13 protein-coding genes and 2 pseudogenes are annotated in these 17,481 nt (G+C 54.9%); 7 read left to right on the forward strand and 8 right to left on the reverse strand.

Annotation, left to right across the window (positions count from 1 at the left end):
- The first annotated feature begins 192 nt into the window (after nucleotides 1–192).
- Nucleotides 193–438 carry a hypothetical protein gene (locus tag ACR0IM_RS08145; protein ID WP_480681454.1) on the forward strand — a complete coding sequence of 82 codons (246 nt, stop codon included), beginning with the start codon at nucleotides 193–195 and terminating at the stop codon, nucleotides 436–438.
- Between the two features lie 260 nt (nucleotides 439–698).
- Here ACR0IM_RS08145 and ACR0IM_RS08150 read toward each other — a convergent pair whose 3' ends face one another.
- Complete coding sequence (locus ACR0IM_RS08150) at nucleotides 699–1,862, reverse strand: ATP-binding protein (RefSeq protein WP_480643116.1); 1,164 nt, start codon at nucleotides 1,860–1,862, stop codon at nucleotides 699–701.
- A gap of 786 nt (nucleotides 1,863–2,648) precedes the next feature.
- Between ACR0IM_RS08150 and ACR0IM_RS08155 the strand changes: the two genes are divergently transcribed.
- A complete protein-coding gene (locus tag ACR0IM_RS08155; protein WP_480681455.1) occupies nucleotides 2,649–4,955 on the forward strand; it encodes a Tex family protein in 2,307 nt (768 codons plus the stop codon).
- Between the two features lie 38 nt (nucleotides 4,956–4,993).
- On the opposite strand, the gene ACR0IM_RS08160 is transcribed toward ACR0IM_RS08155, so the two are convergent.
- Entirely contained in the window at nucleotides 4,994–6,253 is a 1,260-nt protein-coding gene (locus tag ACR0IM_RS08160) for a replication initiation protein (RefSeq protein ID WP_480681456.1), read from the reverse strand.
- A 581-nt stretch (nucleotides 6,254–6,834) separates the two neighbouring features.
- Between ACR0IM_RS08160 and ACR0IM_RS08165 the strand changes: the two genes are divergently transcribed.
- From ACR0IM_RS08165 to ACR0IM_RS08175, 3 genes and pseudogenes are all read left to right on the forward strand, one after another.
- Nucleotides 6,835–8,220 carry an AAA family ATPase gene (locus ACR0IM_RS08165; protein ID WP_480681457.1) on the forward strand — a complete coding sequence of 462 codons (1,386 nt, stop codon included), beginning with the start codon at nucleotides 6,835–6,837 and terminating at the stop codon, nucleotides 8,218–8,220.
- Complete coding sequence (locus tag ACR0IM_RS08170; protein WP_480681458.1) at nucleotides 8,213–9,298, forward strand: ParB/RepB/Spo0J family partition protein; 1,086 nt, start codon at nucleotides 8,213–8,215, stop codon at nucleotides 9,296–9,298. The genes ACR0IM_RS08165 and ACR0IM_RS08170 overlap by 8 nt, the downstream gene beginning before the upstream one ends.
- A gap of 265 nt (nucleotides 9,299–9,563) precedes the next feature.
- Nucleotides 9,564–9,728, forward strand: a pseudogene (locus tag ACR0IM_RS08175) (IS6 family transposase); the annotation flags it as partial.
- 56 nt (nucleotides 9,729–9,784) lie between these two features.
- Here ACR0IM_RS08175 and ACR0IM_RS08180 read toward each other — a convergent pair.
- The 6 genes and pseudogenes from ACR0IM_RS08180 to ACR0IM_RS08205 form a co-directional block, all read right to left on the reverse strand.
- A pseudogene (locus ACR0IM_RS08180) lies at nucleotides 9,785–9,934 on the reverse strand (NAD(P)H-dependent oxidoreductase); the annotation flags it as partial.
- 228 nt (nucleotides 9,935–10,162) lie between these two features.
- Nucleotides 10,163–11,014 carry a 2OG-Fe(II) oxygenase family protein gene (locus ACR0IM_RS08185; RefSeq protein WP_480681459.1) on the reverse strand — a complete coding sequence of 284 codons (852 nt, stop codon included), beginning with the start codon at nucleotides 11,012–11,014 and terminating at the stop codon, nucleotides 10,163–10,165.
- A 202-nt stretch (nucleotides 11,015–11,216) separates the two neighbouring features.
- A complete protein-coding gene (locus tag ACR0IM_RS08190) occupies nucleotides 11,217–11,624 on the reverse strand; it encodes a nuclear transport factor 2 family protein (RefSeq protein WP_480595470.1) in 408 nt (135 codons plus the stop codon).
- Nucleotides 11,624–12,469 carry an enoyl-CoA hydratase/isomerase family protein gene (locus tag ACR0IM_RS08195; protein ID WP_480681461.1) on the reverse strand — a complete coding sequence of 282 codons (846 nt, stop codon included), beginning with the start codon at nucleotides 12,467–12,469 and terminating at the stop codon, nucleotides 11,624–11,626. Before ACR0IM_RS08195 ends, ACR0IM_RS08190 begins: the two co-directional genes overlap by 1 nt.
- Nucleotides 12,470–12,674: 205 nt before the next feature.
- Entirely contained in the window at nucleotides 12,675–13,976 is a 1,302-nt protein-coding gene (locus tag ACR0IM_RS08200; protein WP_480681462.1) for an adenylate/guanylate cyclase domain-containing protein, read from the reverse strand.
- Nucleotides 13,977–14,082: 106 nt separating this feature from the next.
- Nucleotides 14,083–15,069: a zinc-dependent alcohol dehydrogenase family protein gene (locus tag ACR0IM_RS08205; RefSeq protein ID WP_480681463.1), complete on the reverse strand. Its 987-nt coding sequence runs from the start codon at nucleotides 15,067–15,069 to the stop codon at nucleotides 14,083–14,085.
- Between the two features lie 324 nt (nucleotides 15,070–15,393).
- Here ACR0IM_RS08205 and ACR0IM_RS08210 point away from each other — a divergent pair, with 324 nt between their 5' ends.
- Together ACR0IM_RS08210 and ACR0IM_RS08215 are read left to right on the forward strand one after the other, a co-directional pair.
- Nucleotides 15,394–16,380: a thiamine pyrophosphate-dependent dehydrogenase E1 component subunit alpha gene (locus ACR0IM_RS08210; protein ID WP_480595465.1), complete on the forward strand. Its 987-nt coding sequence runs from the start codon at nucleotides 15,394–15,396 to the stop codon at nucleotides 16,378–16,380.
- 16 nt (nucleotides 16,381–16,396) lie between these two features.
- Complete coding sequence (locus ACR0IM_RS08215; protein WP_480681464.1) at nucleotides 16,397–17,416, forward strand: alpha-ketoacid dehydrogenase subunit beta; 1,020 nt, start codon at nucleotides 16,397–16,399, stop codon at nucleotides 17,414–17,416.
- Nucleotides 17,417–17,481: the final 65 nt, after the last annotated feature.

Raw genomic sequence — 17,481 nt, forward strand, 5'->3', positions numbered from 1 at the left:
ATACCGTGTCGCGCTGAAAGACAAAGGCCAGCAGAACCGAACTTTGGTAGTAATGGTTTTTGAGAACCACAAGTGAAAAGCCTTGTTGTAACAAGGATTCTGTCACTCTGACCGCGGGTCTGACAGAGCGCATTTTAACAGAGCGGTGATGTTGCACGTAGTTTGGCATGGCTCTGTTACGGTTTTTTGAACATGACGCGCGTTATCAGCAACCGCATCGTACTTAAGCCGCCCTTTCCGGGAAATGACGAAATGGACCAACTCAGCCCCGAATTGACCATTGCGGATATTGTTGGCCACTTCGATACTTTCCAGTGTGGAAGCGATGGAGGTGAAGATTCTGTCGCAAAACTCTCTGAGGGCAGGATGGATGGCGAAGGCGGGTCGATTCTCCTGCCAATTGCGCGAACAGCTGAAACGGACGTAGTCCAAGCGTAAATTGACCTTTAGAGCCCAAGCCCACTCAAGTTGTACAACTGCTGAGTCACTATCCCACTCTACAGAACTGCGAGATTGATCTGACTGGATAAGAGTTCTGTTGTTCGACCCACTCTCTCCAATATTTCACGCGGCTCATGCAGCGAATTCACATTTCCCACCCTTCGTGACAGTTTTTCTTATTACAGCAAGGCTCTGCCTGAGGTAGACTGCTACCTCCAGTTTCAAACCTGCTACCATCGGTCCGGTCCCTCTCACGTCTATGCAGACGCCAGCCGCTCCATAGCGCTCATGAGAGGCATTGCCCGCACCCCTCCCCGCCCCGGCACCTCCTTGTCGTCTGCATAGACAAGGATACGTTCTGAGACGTCCAATTCTTCTGTCGCGATGTGAAACCCACGCGTTACCTTCGCCGATGTCGTCCGCTTGATCTCTAAAGCCCAGAGGGCGCCTCTGGGAAATTTCAACATCAGATCCACTTCAGCCCCTGCGGACGAGCGGTAGAAGCTTGCTTCTGTTCCGCGTGGTGCCGCTGCGATCAGGTTTTCGATGCAGAACCCCTCCCAACTTCCGCCGACAACCGGATGCCCAAGCAGGTCTTCCTGATTTTCGATCCCAAGTAGCGCATGGGCCAGCCCGGAATCGCGAATATAGACTTTGGGAGACTTGACCAAACGTTTTCCGGCATTGGAATGCCAGGGCGGTAAGCGACGCACCAGCATCAGGTCGACCAGCAAGTCGAGATAACGCGCAACGCTCTGGCCGGAGACACCCAGGTTTCCAGCGAGTTTTGCTGCATTGAGCAACCCACCTTGCTCATGGGCCAGCATTGTCCAGAACCGGCGCAATGTCTCCGCCGGAATGCGCAACCCAAAAGCCGGAACATCGCGTTCCAGATAGGTGCGGATGAAATCCTTGCGCCATGCCAGGCTGGTCCGGTCGTTCTTCGTCAGGAAGCTATCTGGAAACCCACCCCGTAACCAGAGCGCGGAGATTGCATCCGCTCCGGTTTCCGACAAGTTGAAAGGCGTCAGCTCGTGATAACTGACCCGTCCCGCCAGGGATTCTGCACTTTGGTGCAGAAGTGTGTTCGAGGCCGACCCAAGCAGCAGGAACTGTCCAGTCCGATGCCCTTGTCTCCGCCGCCGGTCGATTTGGCCGCGCAGGGCCTTGAACAGGCCGGGCATAAGTTGAACCTCATCGATCACCACCAGGCGTCCAACTTGTTCGTCGAGATAAAGGTCGGGCTCTTCGAGCACTTGGCGATCGGCAGATCTCTCCATATCAAGATAGACTGCATCGCGGCTTTCAGCTATGTCCTGCGCGAGCGTTGTCTTCCCAACTTGCCGCGGCCCAAGCAGGACTACGCCCGCCTGGTTCTCCAAAGAATCTTCAACTGATTTCCTGTCACCACGCTCGATCATACCTTGCATTTATTCCATACGATGGAAGATTTACAAGGATAATTTTGGAGAATATTGCGCTGCTTAACCCAGCGGCAGAAGCATCGTATCGCCTCGACCCGCTGGGCAATATAGCCAGGGACCATGAAACGTAATGCTGAGCCATGGGTGGATTTCATAGCATACCAAGTCTCGCCAAGTTGTAGTTGGTCTGCCATGGAGTCCATAAGTCGATCACAATGCGCCTGGTCCTTCGCAAAGCGCAATTCTGAGCACAATCGTGGAAAGCTACGTTCCATTTGATCAGGACAAACTTGAATCTGAAAGTGTTCTTCTTTCTTAACTATTGGTCTCAAAGAATCCTCTTTGTGCCCCTCAAATTTCTCGTACCGCCTCCTGTTATCTCGGAGATTTCCACAGAGATTTCAGACAAAGGTTCGCCGAATACGTTTGCGTCCGGTTTGCGGCGCAGCGCATTACGCACAGTGACCATCAAGTCTGAGATCGCGCTGTCGTCTGCAACGAGTTCCTTGAGGTGACCCGGAGCCGCCGAAACCTTGCCCCGGAGTACAGTAAGCTCGAGAACTCGATCCGCGTGTTTCTGAGCTTCCTGGACGAACTCAGCTTACCTTTCAGACAGTGGAAATAATGACTGCCCAGTTGGGGTGACCACCCTGCCCTGCCGATCCCGACAAGGATGCTCTAATTGGAGCCAATGAATCAAATTCGCTCCGGCGGCCTCCTTTCCCTTTTCCTCGCAAGCACTGCTGGCTAAGAAGGTCCGCCAGACATTTTCAGGAGGCCCCCTTGGACCGCATTGCCCGCACCATCGCCACCGAGATCAACGCCCGCCCCGAACAGGTGGGCGCAGCGGTGAAACTGCTGGACGAAGGAGCCACCGTCCCCTTTGTCGCCCGCTACCGCAAAGAGGCGACCGGCGGGCTAGACGATACCCAACTACGCACCTTGTCCGACCGCTTGACCTACCTGCGAGAGCTTGAAGCACGGCGCGAAACGATCCTTGGCTCGATCAAGGATCAAGGTAAGCTGACCGACGATCTGGCAAAATCCATCGCACGAGCCGATACCAAGGCGCAACTGGAAGACATCTATCTGCCTTACAAACCCAAGCGCCGCACCAAGGCGATGATTGCACGGGAAAACGGGCTGGAGCCGTTGGCCGATGCCATTCTGGCCGACCGGTCCTCCGACCCCGAAATTCTGGCCCAGGGCTACGTGACCGAGGCGGTGCCGACCACCAAAGACGCCCTGAACGGCGCGCGGGACATCATCACCGAGCGGCTGACCGAAAACGCCACCCTTCTGGGCGACCTGCGCGATTTCATGCAGCGCGAGGCCTTGCTGACCTCGAAAGTGATCGACGGTAAGGAGCAAGAAGGCGCCAAGTTCAGCGACTATTTCGGCCACACAGAGCTTTGGGCCAAAACTCCGTCGCACCGTGCGCTGGCGATGCTGCGGGCCTCGAAAGAAGGGATCGTGACGCTGGATATCGCGCCCGAACCCGAAGCGGGTGCGGCCCGCGCCGAATCCATCGTTGCCGCCCATCTGCATACACGCGGCGATGGCCCCGCCGATGTGTGGCTGCGCAAAGTGGCCGGATGGACTTGGCGGGTGAAATTGTCCCTATCGATGATGGTCGAGCTTATGGCGGACCTGCGCAGCCGCGCTCAGGACGATGCCATTCAGGTTTTCTCATGCAATCTCAAAGACTTGCTTTTTGCTGCACCGGCCGGAGCGCGGGCGACGCTGGGTCTGGACCCTGGCATCCGGACCGGCGTCAAGGCCGCCGTGGTGGATGCCACGGGCAAGGTGGTAGCGACCGACACGCTTTACCCGTTCCAGCCCAAAAACGATATGCGCGGCGCGCTGGGGACCATCCTGAACCTGATAGCGGTCCACAAGATTGAACTGGTCGCCATTGGCAACGGCACCGCCAGCCGCGAAACCGAGAAGTTGGTGGCCGACGCACTGAAGCTGTTGCCCAAAACCGTTAAAGCCCCCACCAAGGTAATTGTGTCCGAAGCCGGTGCGTCGGTCTATTCCGCCTCGGAACTGGCTGCACGCGAGTTTCCCGATCTCGACGTATCCTTACGCGGTGCCGTGTCCATTGCCCGAAGGTTACAGGACCCGCTGGCAGAGTTGGTCAAGATCGAACCCAAGTCGATTGGGGTCGGCCAATATCAACACGACGTGGACCAGCATCGGCTGTCACAATCCCTGGCCTCGGTGATCGAGGACGTGGTGAACGCGGTAGGTGTAGATCTAAATACAGCTTCGGCGCCCCTACTCTCTCATGTTTCAGGCCTGGGACCTGGCCTGGCCGAAGCGATTGTGCTTCACCGTGACCTGAATGGTGCGTTTCAATCCCGCAAGGAACTGCTAAAAGTGGCGCGTCTCGGCCCTCGCGCTTATGAGCAATGTGCGGGCTTTTTGCGCATCCGCGACGGCTCGGAACCGTTGGATGCCTCCTCGGTGCACCCCGAAGCCTACGACGTGGCACGCCGGGTTGTGTCGGCCTGCGGGCGCGACATTCGTCAGATCATGGGCCATGACGGCGCTTTGAAAGGTTTGCGGGCCGAGCAATTCGTCAACGATACTTTTGGTCTGCCAACCGTGCGGGACATCTTTACGGAACTTGAAAAACCCGGCCGCGATCCGCGCCCAAGTTTTGTCACCGCCTCGTTCACCGATGGCGTTGAAGACATCACTGATCTGAAACCGGGGATGGTATTGGAAGGTACCGTTACCAATGTCGCCGCCTTTGGCGCCTTCGTGGATATCGGCGTGCATCAGGACGGGTTGGTGCATGTCAGCCAACTGGCCGACAGGTTCGTCAAGGACCCGCATGAAGTGGTCAAAACCGGGCAGGTCGTCAAAGTCACCGTGGTCGAAGTGGATGTTCCCCGCAAACGGATCGGCCTGACGATGCGGAAGGATGGCGGTGCCTCGGCGCGCGAGGATCGGGCTAACCGTGGCCCGAAAAAGAGCCCTACCCGCACAGAAGCCAAAGGATCGCAACGCGCAAAGTATGAAGAAAATGCGCATAACAATGCGTTTGCAGATGCACTTAAGTCTGCGATGAAGAACCGTTGATAATCTGAGGGTCTGTGCGCAGTCCCACATCCTGACATTTAGGCGAATGCGTCCGGCTCAAGCTCTTCCCAGAAATCGAAGATGGCGTTGGCGTTCAATCCCGAACGCCAACCATGAGCGCGAAAATGTTCCCGGTCCAAGTCATTATCGAGCCCGGCCAGGAACAGCCGCTTATCCGCGTCCCTCTGTGTGGGGTTTCGCCGCGAAACCAGTTCTTCGACAATGGACAACTTGCGCGACCTCTCGGTCCGTTCCGCGGCGCGCGCCGCATAGGCTTGATCCTCCAGCGCCTTCTCGGCCTCGCGCGCACGCGCGGCTTCAACGGCTTCGGGGCTGGGTTCAACCGGAACTTCTTTTTCCGTTGGCTGGTAATCGTCACGCAAAGCCGCAGACAAATACCCCACCGTGGACTTCACATCGCCCTGTCCACTGACATAATCCAACTTCTGCTGCACGTAGTCCTCGCCATGTTCAGAGATCCATTGACGTGCAAGCCGGTCCGACACACCCTGCTTGCGCAGGGTCTTATAAACCTGCAGATTCCGGACACCATCGCTGTCGTCGATTTCGAACATCGCCTTTTGCGGGTTTCCTTTTATCAAAAACCGGATATCGGTGACCGTGCGCCCCTTTTTCTGAAACTCAGGCTCGATAAGAATGTCCGAGCTCTTGTTCACCTCCGCAACTGCAGGCTTGATGATCTTCGCATTGAGGTGCTTGAAGCTGCTGTAGTAGTCGCTGTTATCCACCCCCATAAGCTTGCGGAAAACATCCAGCGCCCACCACCCGGTCGACCCGGTTCGAACGAAACGATAGCAGTTCTCATATAGCGCCAGACCATGGCCCGAACTGAAATTTCTTTGGATCTGGACATTGATCAGCGCATAGATTTTAGGGTCGTACAATTTCTGAGCCAAAGCTGGCGAATAAGCATATTCGCATATCCCGTTTTTCAGCTTGGCGAAACTGAGCAGCGAGGACACTCCCCATTCCTGCCGCCCCTGTTCGTCCAGCATATCCCACTCGGCAACGGTCTCTGCCAGCGCCCGTAAACTGGCGCGCAGCGTATCGAAATCATTGGAATTGTAACCGACCATCATCGCTAGGGTTCGTGCGTCAATCGTATGCGTCGGCGCGGAGGTCAGAGCGTCATAGGCGTTCAACAATAGGACATTGGACAGCTTACGCTGCAGCAGCGTAAGCTTGCCGCTGATATGAATTGCGGCGACGTTTTTCTTGACCGTCTCCCGGCGTAAGGCACCGGAAAGCTGATCCATATCCAATTGTGTTTCCGGCATGATTCTGCCCGGCTGCTCGTTTTGATATTTCTGGCATGAAAAGTACCTGCGGATCAATTCATTTTGGGTACCCATATACAGGAGGAGAGGAATCCCGTATTCGGGTACCTTATGCCAATTTCACCCAAGTTATCCACAAAACTGGTATGCGCAATCTCTTCAAATGTTCTCTATCACTAAAATCGCAACAACAAGAAGACCGGGTTTAGTGTCTAAACTGGCTTAAATTTCAGGACCCTGCGAATCGGGTCTCTTCCTCCCGAGAACCGGCACCTTTCACCCTGTATATGGGTTCCTTTGAAACCGGAAGCGGGTACCTTTGGTCCTGTATTTAGGCACTCAAACTACCTTTACTATTTGTTTTATTTGGTGTTTTTTCTCACAAAGAATCTAAAACTTCTAAAAATAATAAACTCTTTGTTGGTCTTGTGTGCTCTTTTTTCATCTAGTTTCGCAACGAAACCGAGCATTGAGCTCGTATTCTGTGGAAAACCCGCTTTCAAAGGATAGCCTCGCCGCTAAATGTTCGCTATGTTGGGCAATATACGCCGGTAAGGCGAACATTATCTGAGGCATCGACAGTGAATAAAACTACGCAACCTCCTCTGCCGCCCTATTTGAATCTGGATCCCGAGCTTGCAGCGGAAAGGCTACCTGATCCTATCGGGACCTCACGATTCGCAAAAGCCGCTACATTTTGTACCAAAGGGCGCGAAGATTTGGCCCGTCGTGGATACGCCCCGGATGGCGAGAAACGGCTGCGCCGATTTTCGATTTGGGAGATCACCAAATATCTCATCCCGGTGGCTCCGGCCCATTTGCGCCGGGTTCTAAAAGCCAACCCGGACTTGCCCCAGGGAGAAGGCGAAGCCGGTTCGAAGTGGTTCACTCTTGAAGAAGTGCTTGCGCTGCGAAAACACTTCGCCGCAGAGGGGGTCAGTACCAAAGAATACTTGCCGTATCGGCCAGAAGGGCTACCGGCAAAAGTAGTTGCAGTTGCCAACTTCAAAGGAGGCGTTGGAAAGACTTCGACTGCCGCGCATCTGGCCATGTCTGCCGCGTTGGACGGGTACAAAGTGCTAGTTGTTGATCTGGATAGCCAGGGGTCGATGACCTCCATTCTGGGTGGGAAGATTGCGGATGAATGGCAAACTGTATTTCCTCTGATTGCCAAGGATTACGCGCGGGCCGTGCAGGAAGAAAACCGAGTACGGAATGCTGCAGGTCAGCCTGAAATACCTCTGGATGAGACCTTGCAGGAAGCATTGAACACCCTGCCCCGGGACGTAATTCAAAAGACGCATTGGCCCAACATCGATCTGATAGGCGCCCAGTTGAACCTCTACTGGGCTGAATTTCAGATCCCAGTGTGGCGTATGGGCCTGCGCAGTTGGCCGCTTTGGGACGGTTTGACCAACTTCCTAAATGACGAAGGCGTCTTGAACGATTATGACATCGTATTCCTCGATACGCCTCCTGCACTTGGGTACCTAACGATAAATGCCCTGGCCGCAGCTGACATTCTTTTGGTCCCCCTGGGAGCGTCATTCCTGGAATTTGATTCGACGGGCCGGTTCTTCGACATGCTCTATACGACCTTTGCAAGCATTGAGGATGGCGAAAACGCGGCCCAGAGGGCGGCAGGCTTGCCCGAACTCAAGTTCGAATGGGACGTGGTCAGGGCAATCATCACTCGGTTCGATGCCAGCCAACAGACCGACATGGCAAACGTGATTCAGGCGTATTTCGGTGATTTTATGAACGCCTACCGGCAGGACTATACAGCATTGGTTGGGCAAGCCGGAGAGCAGGTCAACGGCATATATGAAGCCGACTACAGGGATTTCAACCGGGACACCTACGTACGGGGTCGAGAGACCTTCGATCGCACATATGCCGAATTCAAGCAGGTTTTGATCGGCTGCTGGTGGCGCGATGCTCAGATGGGAGGAGAAGCAGATGGCTAAACGCAGAAGATTGACCGCTCCGGACACTTCGGAACTGGAGCAGCTTGAGGCCGGTTTCGCGGCGAAACCCTCTATCAGCCCGTTTGAGACAAAATCATCCACTCCTCCGATTGCGCAGGTTGCGGCTGAGGCCGCGACTTTGAACGGCATGACCGCCGTCACGGATCGCTTGGCGCTCGCGCAGGATCAAGGAGATGCAGCCCGTTGGCGAGACGCACAGGGTGCGGGTTTGGTTGCCGAACGGTTGCCGTTGGATCAGATTGACGCGGACTTCATTCGCCGAGACCGCATGGTCGAAGACGAAGATGCCATGGGCGAATTGTTGGAGTCGCTGCGAGTTCACGGTTTGCGCACTCCGATTGAAGTGACAAAGGATGGGGAAGGTTATGGACTGATTTCGGGGTTCCGACGTCTGAACGCTTTTCGACGCCTTTCTAAAACGGATCCGCGTTTTAACGACATTCCAGCATTTATCCGCGAGGCGGGTTCTGGTCAGAGCTCCTACGTGTCCATGGTTGAAGAGAACGAGCTCAGGGCAAATCTCAGCCCTTATGAGCGCGGCCGCATCGCGGTACTGGCTTCGGGGCAGGGGGTATTTGCGTCGACCGAAGCCGCCGTCGATGTCCTGTTTGCAGCAGCGTCCAAGGCAAAGCGATCCAAGGTTCGCAGCTTTGCGATGGTGCATGAAGCGTTGGGTGACCTGTTGCAACATCCGGTTGCTTTGTCTGAGAAGTCTGGCTTGAAACTGGCCTCGGCGTTGCGGGACGGGGCGCAAACCAAACTGCGTCAGGCATTGGCCGGGGCAGGGGATCTGGATCCGAAATCGGAATGGGCCTTACTGGAAGCCGCCCTGAAAACATCACCCGCTCAGGCCAAGGACAAGGCACGTGGGGGGCGTCCACAACAGGTACAGCGGCTGTCGCCTGTTGCCCTGCCTGGGGGAGGCGATGTCCTGGCTGAGGTTTCCATTGATGAGCTGCGCATTCGCATTCGCGGGAAGGATGTCTCAGCTGAAGACGCACAGGTCATCGTGGGTCAGCTTGTCGAATACCTCGAGGTGTTTAGCGGAGAAACCTGAGTTTAGATAAAAGTGACCGGAATTACAGCTGGGTACTCACTGATGCGCAAAATGCGCTAATTTAGCTCATAAAACCGAATTTGCGTTAAATAGCTGGTTTTGGGATTCGTCGTTTATGTGCTGGAGTGCATCCTAGATGGGGGTTCTGTTACAAAGTTATGGCTGTTGACGCGCTGGGGTTTAGCGCGTGGATGGCTTTCGGTCCCAACTAGTCGAAAGTCAGTTCGTGATCTCCTTCAAAGGCGCGTAATATCCCAAGGATGCGATCCTCTTTGCTGTGTTCTTCTACGTCCGATACGGTGTGTCGTACTGCGATCTTGAAGATACCATGTCCGAGCGTGACGCTGCGGTAGATCTCACGACGCTGAACCGTTGGGTGAAAAAACACGCTAGTGTGATCGCCGACGTAGCGCGAAGGCGTAAGGGACCGTATGCAAACCCGTGTTGCAGAACGAGTTCCCGCCACTCTTTCAGAAGGCTCGGCGTTGAGTGCCAATACAGTGGAAACTGAAACAGGATCACATCGTGATCCGGCAGGCGACGCTGCTCCTTCTCGAGATCTATGTCGTGGCGGGGGTATTCGGCGTACAGATCAACGAAGGTAATACCCGTGACGGCCTTTGCCGCTTTTGCCATGACCTAATTTGCCCGGCTATGGCGCTGCCCAGGATGGCCGAAGTACACGATCGTTCTGGACATCTTAGCCCCTTTTTCAGTTGTGGTTTCTGCAGGTGACACGATGTTAAGTCTGGATGTCGCGGCTCGTCAGTCGCACCGCAACCAAGCACAATTTTGTAACCTGGTGACGCTGTGCAGACTGGCGAGGCGCTTTTCTGCACCGGTGAAATTGATTCAACGGCTCTGTTAAAACGGTGCAAAACTGTCGGCTGAGGGCGCTGGCACAGTCCACCGCTGACGCGCGTCTATTTCCTTGTGCTCTGCCCATTGAGGTGGAATCCGACCGTTTTCACCGTACAGCCAGAGCACAAAGTTGTAGCGCTCGCCACTGGTGATCGGTTCGGACGCATGAGGGACACTACCGTGGTGTATCAAAGCAGTCCCCGGCTCAAATGTAAGCTTGCTGACTTGACGCGTTTGATTGTCAAAAAAGCTGACAGCTGACCCTGAAAAATCCTCGCCCGGCAGGTTCAGATTGATGTTCAGCGTCACAGCGGACGCATCAGTATGCGGGCGCAGCGAGGTATCTTTGTTTTCTTGCCAGCGAATGGAGAAACCAAAGGTCTGCGTGTCATAGCCGACAACGTCGGGGAACAGCAGGCGAGAAACAGGCCTCATATAACCGTCCATCAGCTCTTGATAAAACGCTTGGAAACTAGGGGCCGCAAGATACCCTTCCGAGCGCGGATCAAGAAGCGCACCGCCCCGGTTCAGCACGATCCCATAGGGAGGACGCAGCGGAATATCCGCGCGGGATACCTTTTCCAAGTAGTCCCTTAGAACAGCAAGTCGTTGTGGGTCGAAGAACTGTGTCGCGTAAACACCTGGAAAAACTTCTTTCCACAGGTCCCGAACTGCCGCCTCTTTGGTCGGGTCGTCCCATGCTTGCTCAACAGCTTCGCGCAATTGTGGATCAAAAAGGGACGGGTCAAGCACGTGCTTTCCTCCCTCTGCATTTTCCCAATCAGTCCAGGCGTCTTTGAATAAGTCACGGTTCTTAGTCCAGAATTGTTGAACAGAGGGTGCGCGTTGAAGCATCTCTTCTCGCGTAGGTCGCTCAATTGTACGAGCGCGGTCCAGTGAAGTGACTGACATAATTACATTAGTCTCCGTTTGTGGGAGGCTGCGCCGCCTTCAGCGCCGCAGCGTCAAGTGAAGCTATCCAAAAATCGCGGGCACCGGGTCCGCTGCCTAACGACGACTGGATATAGAAAGCGCCCGTCAGATGTGCTGACTTTGGTCAGACGTCGTCGATCAGGACCTGCTTCAGGTGCAGCGTGTCCATGTATTCGCGGATTGCAGTGATCTTTCCGTCCTTCAACGTCACCAAGAAATGGTAGAAGTTGTTGTAGACAGTTCCGTTCACTTTGGTCCCGTAGGACTCCATTTCCATCGCGACCCGATCACCCTCGACAGTCCAGCCTGTTGGCGTAAGCTGAAGGCCACTGGGCATTCTTTCACGCATCTTTTTGATAAGCTCGGCTATTCCTTCTCGATCCATCCGTGTATCCACAGGTGGGTTGCTTTTGAGGCCCATCGCTTGCCAAACGACTTCTGCGTCCAGCAAGGCCAGTGCCCCCTCCACATCGGTTTCAGAAAACCGCTCAAAAAAGCATTGAACGGTTTCTTTGTTCTGGGTGGCGGACATCAGTTGATGTCCTGAACCTTCATCACCAGTTCGCCCCAGTTGCGCTGGTTTTCGATGTCATGCTCCAGTCCCTGTTCATCTGCGATAGCAAAGCGTTTGACCGCAGGGGTTTTGCTGGTTGCCTGATACAGCCAATAGGCTTCGGCTTTCAGAGCTTCATCAATTGGCTTGTCGATGGATTCATAGACCATCTGTTTGCAGGCATTGATCGACTCCGCTGGGAATTGTGCAATGCGTTTGGCCAGCGCGTCGACAAATGGTCCAATCTCGTCAGGATCAAGCGCCTTGTTGATTGTGCCGAACCGTTCCGCGTCGTCCGCATCATAGTCCTGCGCACTGAGGATGATTTCCAGCGCCCGACCCAGACCGGTTTGACGGGCCATGCGTGATGCACCTCCGCCGCAGGGCAGGATGCCCATGCCGACCTCCATCTGCATAAACTTGAACTTACCGCGCGCAGCAAAGCGCATGTCCAGCGCCAGTGCCAGCTCGTGTCCGCCGCCTCGGGCGAAACCCTCCAGTTTTGCGATCGTCGCCTGCGGTACGCGGCTGATCCTTTCGCAGACGGCTTGCAGGTCCAGCAACTGGGCTTCATTGCGCGACACGGCCTCGGTCGACATGTCTTTCAAAAGTTCAGTGTCGTAGTGGCAGACCCAGATTTCCGGATTGGCGGATTCAAAGACCACAACCTTGACGTTGCGGTCCCTCTCCAGCCGCATCGCGAGGCTGTTCAGATCAGCCAGCATTTCCTGACCCTGGACATTTACGGAGCCGAAATCAAACGTGACGGTGGCGATCGCGTTCTCAACCTTCACGTTGAACGTGGTGAAGTTCTCATACTTCATTTGGGTTCCTCATTTCCTGTTTCGAACCGTTCGGACAAGAACGGTTTTGGAGGTTGGCGTTTCCTTAAGGGCGAAGCGGTTCTTGAGGAGCACCTCACCCGAAGCGCAATCTATTCGCTGGAACTGTTTTATAAATACGCCTAAATAGATTTCAGTTTTTAGTTTTCTTATATATTCAACTTGAAAATATGGTCATCACCAAGCTTCAAACCATTGAAGGCAATGAAAACAGTTGCTCTGGTTTGTTCATTCCTTTGAGGCATTGCGTACCCAGAGACTCAACCTCACCATCGAGAAGGCATGCGACCTCTGAAGAGAACAGCAGGTTCCGTTTCAGTATTTTACAGCACCCCTCAATTCGGCTTGCCACATTTACGGCCTCGCCAATGACGGTAAAATCCAATCGCTGCGCCGCACCGATGTTTCCAAAGAAGGTTTCACCCAAGTGCAAACCAATGCCCGCATGTAGCGGAGTCCAAGCCGTTTCACTACGCATGCGCTCGTTCAGTAAATCCAGCTCGGATAGCGCTTGTCGCGCGGCTTCAACAGCCGCTTGGGCGGCGCTTTGAGACGTTTCAAAAGAAGCAATTGGAAACACGGCGAGCATACCGTCACCAATAAATTTCAAGATGTCGCCGCCATGCTGATTTACAGCGTTTGCCATGGCTGTGAAGTAGTGATCGAGCACCTTTGCGACGGATTGGTTGTCCATGTTTTCCGAGAGCGTAGAAAAACCACGCATATCAGAGCTCCATACAACTGCCCTGATCGGAACGCCCGTTCCCCGCCGGATCGTCCCGCTTGCAACGCGCTCGCCTGCTTCCCATCCAAGATAGGTATGTGAGATGTTCTTCGTAATCCGCTCTGCGACGTGTCGATCTACATGCAAACCGAACAGCTTGATCAGGAGGGTCAAACTTTCCAGTTGTTCCCTTTCGAACCCGCCTCGCTGTCGCGTGGCCAGTGTGATGGCATTAAATCTGCCGCAGCTCGCAGACATCGGAAGCGCCACATATTCCAAGAAGCCCTCTTTAACGAGACTTTTCATGAGGGGGCTTGCCGCTTCGCCTTCATCGTTTTCAAGAGCCACCCGAACCATTCGGCCGTACTCCATCACGTTGAAAAGAGGGTTTTTTCTGTAACCGTCAGAAAAAAGGGCTTCCTCACCAATTTGGATCTCATCGCAAAACCCGTCGGTCGTGCTCCAGTTCCACGCATATCCAAAGGCTTGCGGGTGCAATGTTCCAACATTGAGACTCAGACGACCAACCCCCAACCCTGCCTGCGCCAACCGTTCCGCAAACTCTTTTGTGAGGTCGATGGTGTCCTTAGTCAGAACTGCTGCGTTCAACAGCCAATCCCTGACGTCTTCCGGGGTGCATTGTTGATTCAGGTTCAGGTCGAACCGGCTGCGCCTGAGCAGACTTACACCAGAAGCATATGTCCGCGGTGCAGGATCCAGAACCTTGAACCGAGCGTCAGCATTTTTTCGGCTCGCCGCATGCATCGCAAATTTGTTCCTTGGGTTCTCAAGCAGGGTTCAGAGAAAGAAAATCGAGCAGCGACGCATATCGAATGCGCGCTGCCCGACAGGGTGGTTTTGGTGCAGTGTTTTAGAGTTCGACAACGACCTTGCCGATGGCTTGTCCACTGGTCAGGCGATCATAGGCATCACCAACCTGTTCAAACTCGAAACGCTGGTCATCAAGCAGCGGCCTCAATGCGCCTGCGTCTACAATTTCGGCCAACTTGGCCAGGATCGCGCCATGCTCTTCGCGCTTGTGATCGTGGATCATCGGGATCAGCATGAAGATGATGTGCAGTGACAGACCTTTGAAATGTGCTGGAGTAAGGTCCAGTTCAACCATAGCAACGGTTGAGGCGATGTTGCCGTTCAGCGCTGCGGCCTCGAAGGAGTTGGTCATGTTTGGGCCGCCAACCGAGTCAAAGATGGTCTCGAAACCCGAACCGGCAGTGTGTTCCTCGACATAGTCTGCGATCTTCTCGTTCATGAAATCGATAGCCGTCGCGCCATAGCTTTCAATCACTTTGAGTTGCGACTCTCCGGTCCCCGTTGCAAAAACGTCTGCACCGAAATGCCTGGCAAGTTGCACGGCCAAATGACCGACCCCACCGGCGCCACCTTGCACCAGAACCTTCTGACCGGCCTGAGTGCCCGCGCGTGTCAGGCCCTCATAGGCAGTAATGCCGACCAGCGGGATCGCAGCAGCTTCTCGCATCGAAACTGACTTGGGTTTGTGTGCAATAAGGCGCGCATCAGCGACCATGTATTCCGCCAAGGCACCCTGCAGCTCTAGTAGGCCGCCAGCACATCCGTAAACCTCGTCGCCAACCTCGAAGCCAATCACGTCGTCCCCAACAGCCTCTACAGTTCCGGCAAAGTCCATACCCAGAACAGCGGGTAGTTCGGGCGAGAGTGGGAGATCCGTGCCCATTGCGCGGATCATAGTATCTACAGTGTTCACGCTGGTGGCAGCGACGCGCACGACAACATGGCCGGGTTTGGCAGTAGGCGTCTCAATCTCGGCGAGTTCGAACTTTGCGTTGTCGCCGTATTCAACAAGGGTCATTGCTTTCATTGGGCATCTCCGGATGGGTGTTTGACGGCTCATACGTAGATTGAACACCCATTGGGATAAATTGGCCCAAATCGGAGTTCAGTTTTCCGATTCTGAAAATAATCTGGAAGAATCTCCAATATCGGTTTTGGTAAGCAACCACATGCTGTGGTCGCGATAGCTTGAGGGCCATTGTCTCAAACTGTCTCAAACTGTCTCGCGGTGAGACAGTTAAGCAGTTGGGAGGGCTTAGAGCTAACGAGGTCCTTGCCGCATTCAGCGCTTCTCGCCAGCTTTCCCAACGAAACATGAGCGACAGCACGATCGCATGCTTGGGAGGAGCGCATGACACCAACTCGCGAAGAACAGCATTGGATGTATCGCAATATGGTCACGAGCCGCCGGTTCGAAGAAACCATTGCAGGCATCTATTTCGAAGGCAAAACGCCCGTATTTAATATGGCTAATGGGCCGATTCCTGGAGAAATGCATCTAAGTGACGGTCAGGAACCGGTCGCCGTCGGAGTATGTGCGCATCTCAATCCTGATGACGTCGTGACAGCGACGCATCGCCCCCACCATCAAGCGATCGCCAAGGGTGTCGACCTCGACAAAATGGCAGCGGAAATTTTTGGGAAAAAGACAGGCCTGTCCGGTGGACGCGGCGGCCACATGCACATCTTTGATGCCGACGTGAACTTTGCCTGCTCGGGGATCATCGCCCAAGGCATGGGGCCAGCTGTAGGCGCGGCTCTTTCCCGAAAGATGCAAAACAAACCGGGAGTTGCGGTCGCGTTTGTTGGAGAGGGTGCAGTTAACCAGGGTGGCTGGCATGAAGCCATGAACTTGGCCGCCGTTTGGAACCTGCCCTTTGTCTGCGTAATCGAGGACAACGCATGGGGCATCTCGGTTTCCAAAGAAGCCTCAACAGCGGTTACAAACAATGCGGACCGCGCTGCGGCTTACGGCATCCCCGGAAAACGCATCGAGGGGAATGATCCTTACGCGATCTATGAGGCAGCCGGAGAGGCCATAACGCGTGCACGGGCTGGCGAAGGCCCGACCCTTCTGGAAATTGAGACATATCGTCTGGCGGGACACTTCATGGGTGATGCCGAAGGGTATCGGCCAGAGGGCGAAAAGGACGCGCTTTTCGAAAAGGATCCTATTCCGAAGATGCGAGCCAAAATGCTTGCCGATGGAACAGCCACCGAAGCTGAGCTCGACGCAATCGAAGCCGAAAGCGCGGCACGCGTAGAGGCTGCAATCAAATTCGCCCGGGAAAGCGAAGAACCAGCACCTGAAGATGCGCTGATAGCGGTCTTTGCCTGAGCTGGAGGGAGGAAAAATGAACAAACCGAACGAAAGAAAGCTGACCATCGCCCGAGCTATGGCCGAGGCGATGCAGCAGGAAATGCAGATTGATCCCTCGGTCTTCGTGATGGGTGAAGACATCGGTGCGCTGGGTGGAGTTTACGGAAACACCCGAGGCCTCCTGGACGAGTTTGGCGCCGAACGGGTTCGTGATACTCCGATCTCAGAAACGGCCTTTATTGGCGCAGCAGTTGGTGCCGCACAAGACGGGATGCGACCGGTCGTAGAATTGATGTTCGTGGACTTCTTCGGCGTCTGCTTCGACGCGATCTACAATCTAATGGCCAAGAACATCTACTTCTCGGGCGGTAATTTCAAAGTGCCGATGGTGCTGATGACTTCGACCGGCGGCGGTTACTCGGACGCAGGTCAGCACTCGCAATGTGTCTACGGCACCTTTGCCCACTTACCTGGCATGAAAGTCGTGGCCCCTTCCAACGCCTATGACGCCAAAGGGCTGATGACGGCAGCAATGCGCGATGACAGCCCCGTGGTCTACATGTACCACAAGAGCCTTCAAGGCATGGGCTGGTTGGGCACTGAAGCCGGTGCAACCGTTCATGTTCCCGAAGAAAGCTACACCGTAGAAATCGGAAAGGCCAAAGTGGTCCGCGAGGGATCAGATGTCACTATTGTCAGCCTTGGCATGGGCGTTCACAACGCGTTGAAGGCCGCTGCCAAGCTGGAAGGGCAGGGCGTCAGCGCCGAAGTTGTGGATCTCGTCAGCCTTGTGCCGCTGGACCGCGAAACGATCCGCGCCTCGGTGGCCAAAACCGGCCGGCTGATCGTCGTTGACGAAGACTACATGAGTTATGGCGTCTCCGGTGAAATCATCGCGACAGTTACAGAGCATGACATCTCGGTGCTGAAAGCCGCACCCAGGCGGATCGCTTTCCCGGATGTGCCGATCCCGTTCTCTCGGGTCATGGAGCAACACTGTTTGCCGAACCCGGACAAGATCGTCGCAGCCTGGAACGACATGAAAGCCGCCTGATCCACACACCAGTGAAAAACATCAAGCACGGGGCAGCACATTGCGGCCCCGAACAAGGAAGGAGT

The sequence above is a fragment of the Ruegeria sp. BF6 genome (assembly GCF_056538665.1).

Excerpts from the sequence above, each read along its gene's own strand:
- ACR0IM_RS08205 (WP_480681463.1), bottom strand. The coding sequence starts at position 15,069 with ATGAAAGCAATGACCCTTGTTGAATACGGCGACAACGCAAAGTTCGAA.
- ACR0IM_RS08185 (WP_480681459.1), bottom strand. The coding sequence starts at position 11,014 with ATGCTTCAACGCGCACCCTCTGTTCAACAATTCTGGACTAAGAACCGT.
- ACR0IM_RS08200 (WP_480681462.1), bottom strand. The coding sequence starts at position 13,976 with ATGCATGCGGCGAGCCGAAAAAATGCTGACGCTCGGTTCAAGGTTCTG.
- ACR0IM_RS08215 (WP_480681464.1), top strand. The coding sequence starts at position 16,397 with ATGAACAAACCGAACGAAAGAAAGCTGACCATCGCCCGAGCTATGGCC.
- ACR0IM_RS08150 (WP_480643116.1), bottom strand. The coding sequence starts at position 1,862 with ATGATCGAGCGTGGTGACAGGAAATCAGTTGAAGATTCTTTGGAGAAC.
- ACR0IM_RS08210 (WP_480595465.1), top strand. The coding sequence starts at position 15,394 with ATGACACCAACTCGCGAAGAACAGCATTGGATGTATCGCAATATGGTC.
- ACR0IM_RS08195 (WP_480681461.1), bottom strand. The coding sequence starts at position 12,469 with ATGAAGTATGAGAACTTCACCACGTTCAACGTGAAGGTTGAGAACGCG.
- ACR0IM_RS08160 (WP_480681456.1), bottom strand. The coding sequence starts at position 6,253 with ATGCCGGAAACACAATTGGATATGGATCAGCTTTCCGGTGCCTTACGC.
- ACR0IM_RS08190 (WP_480595470.1), bottom strand. The coding sequence starts at position 11,624 with ATGTCCGCCACCCAGAACAAAGAAACCGTTCAATGCTTTTTTGAGCGG.
- ACR0IM_RS08145 (WP_480681454.1), top strand. The coding sequence starts at position 193 with ATGACGCGCGTTATCAGCAACCGCATCGTACTTAAGCCGCCCTTTCCG.
- ACR0IM_RS08170 (WP_480681458.1), top strand. The coding sequence starts at position 8,213 with ATGGCTAAACGCAGAAGATTGACCGCTCCGGACACTTCGGAACTGGAG.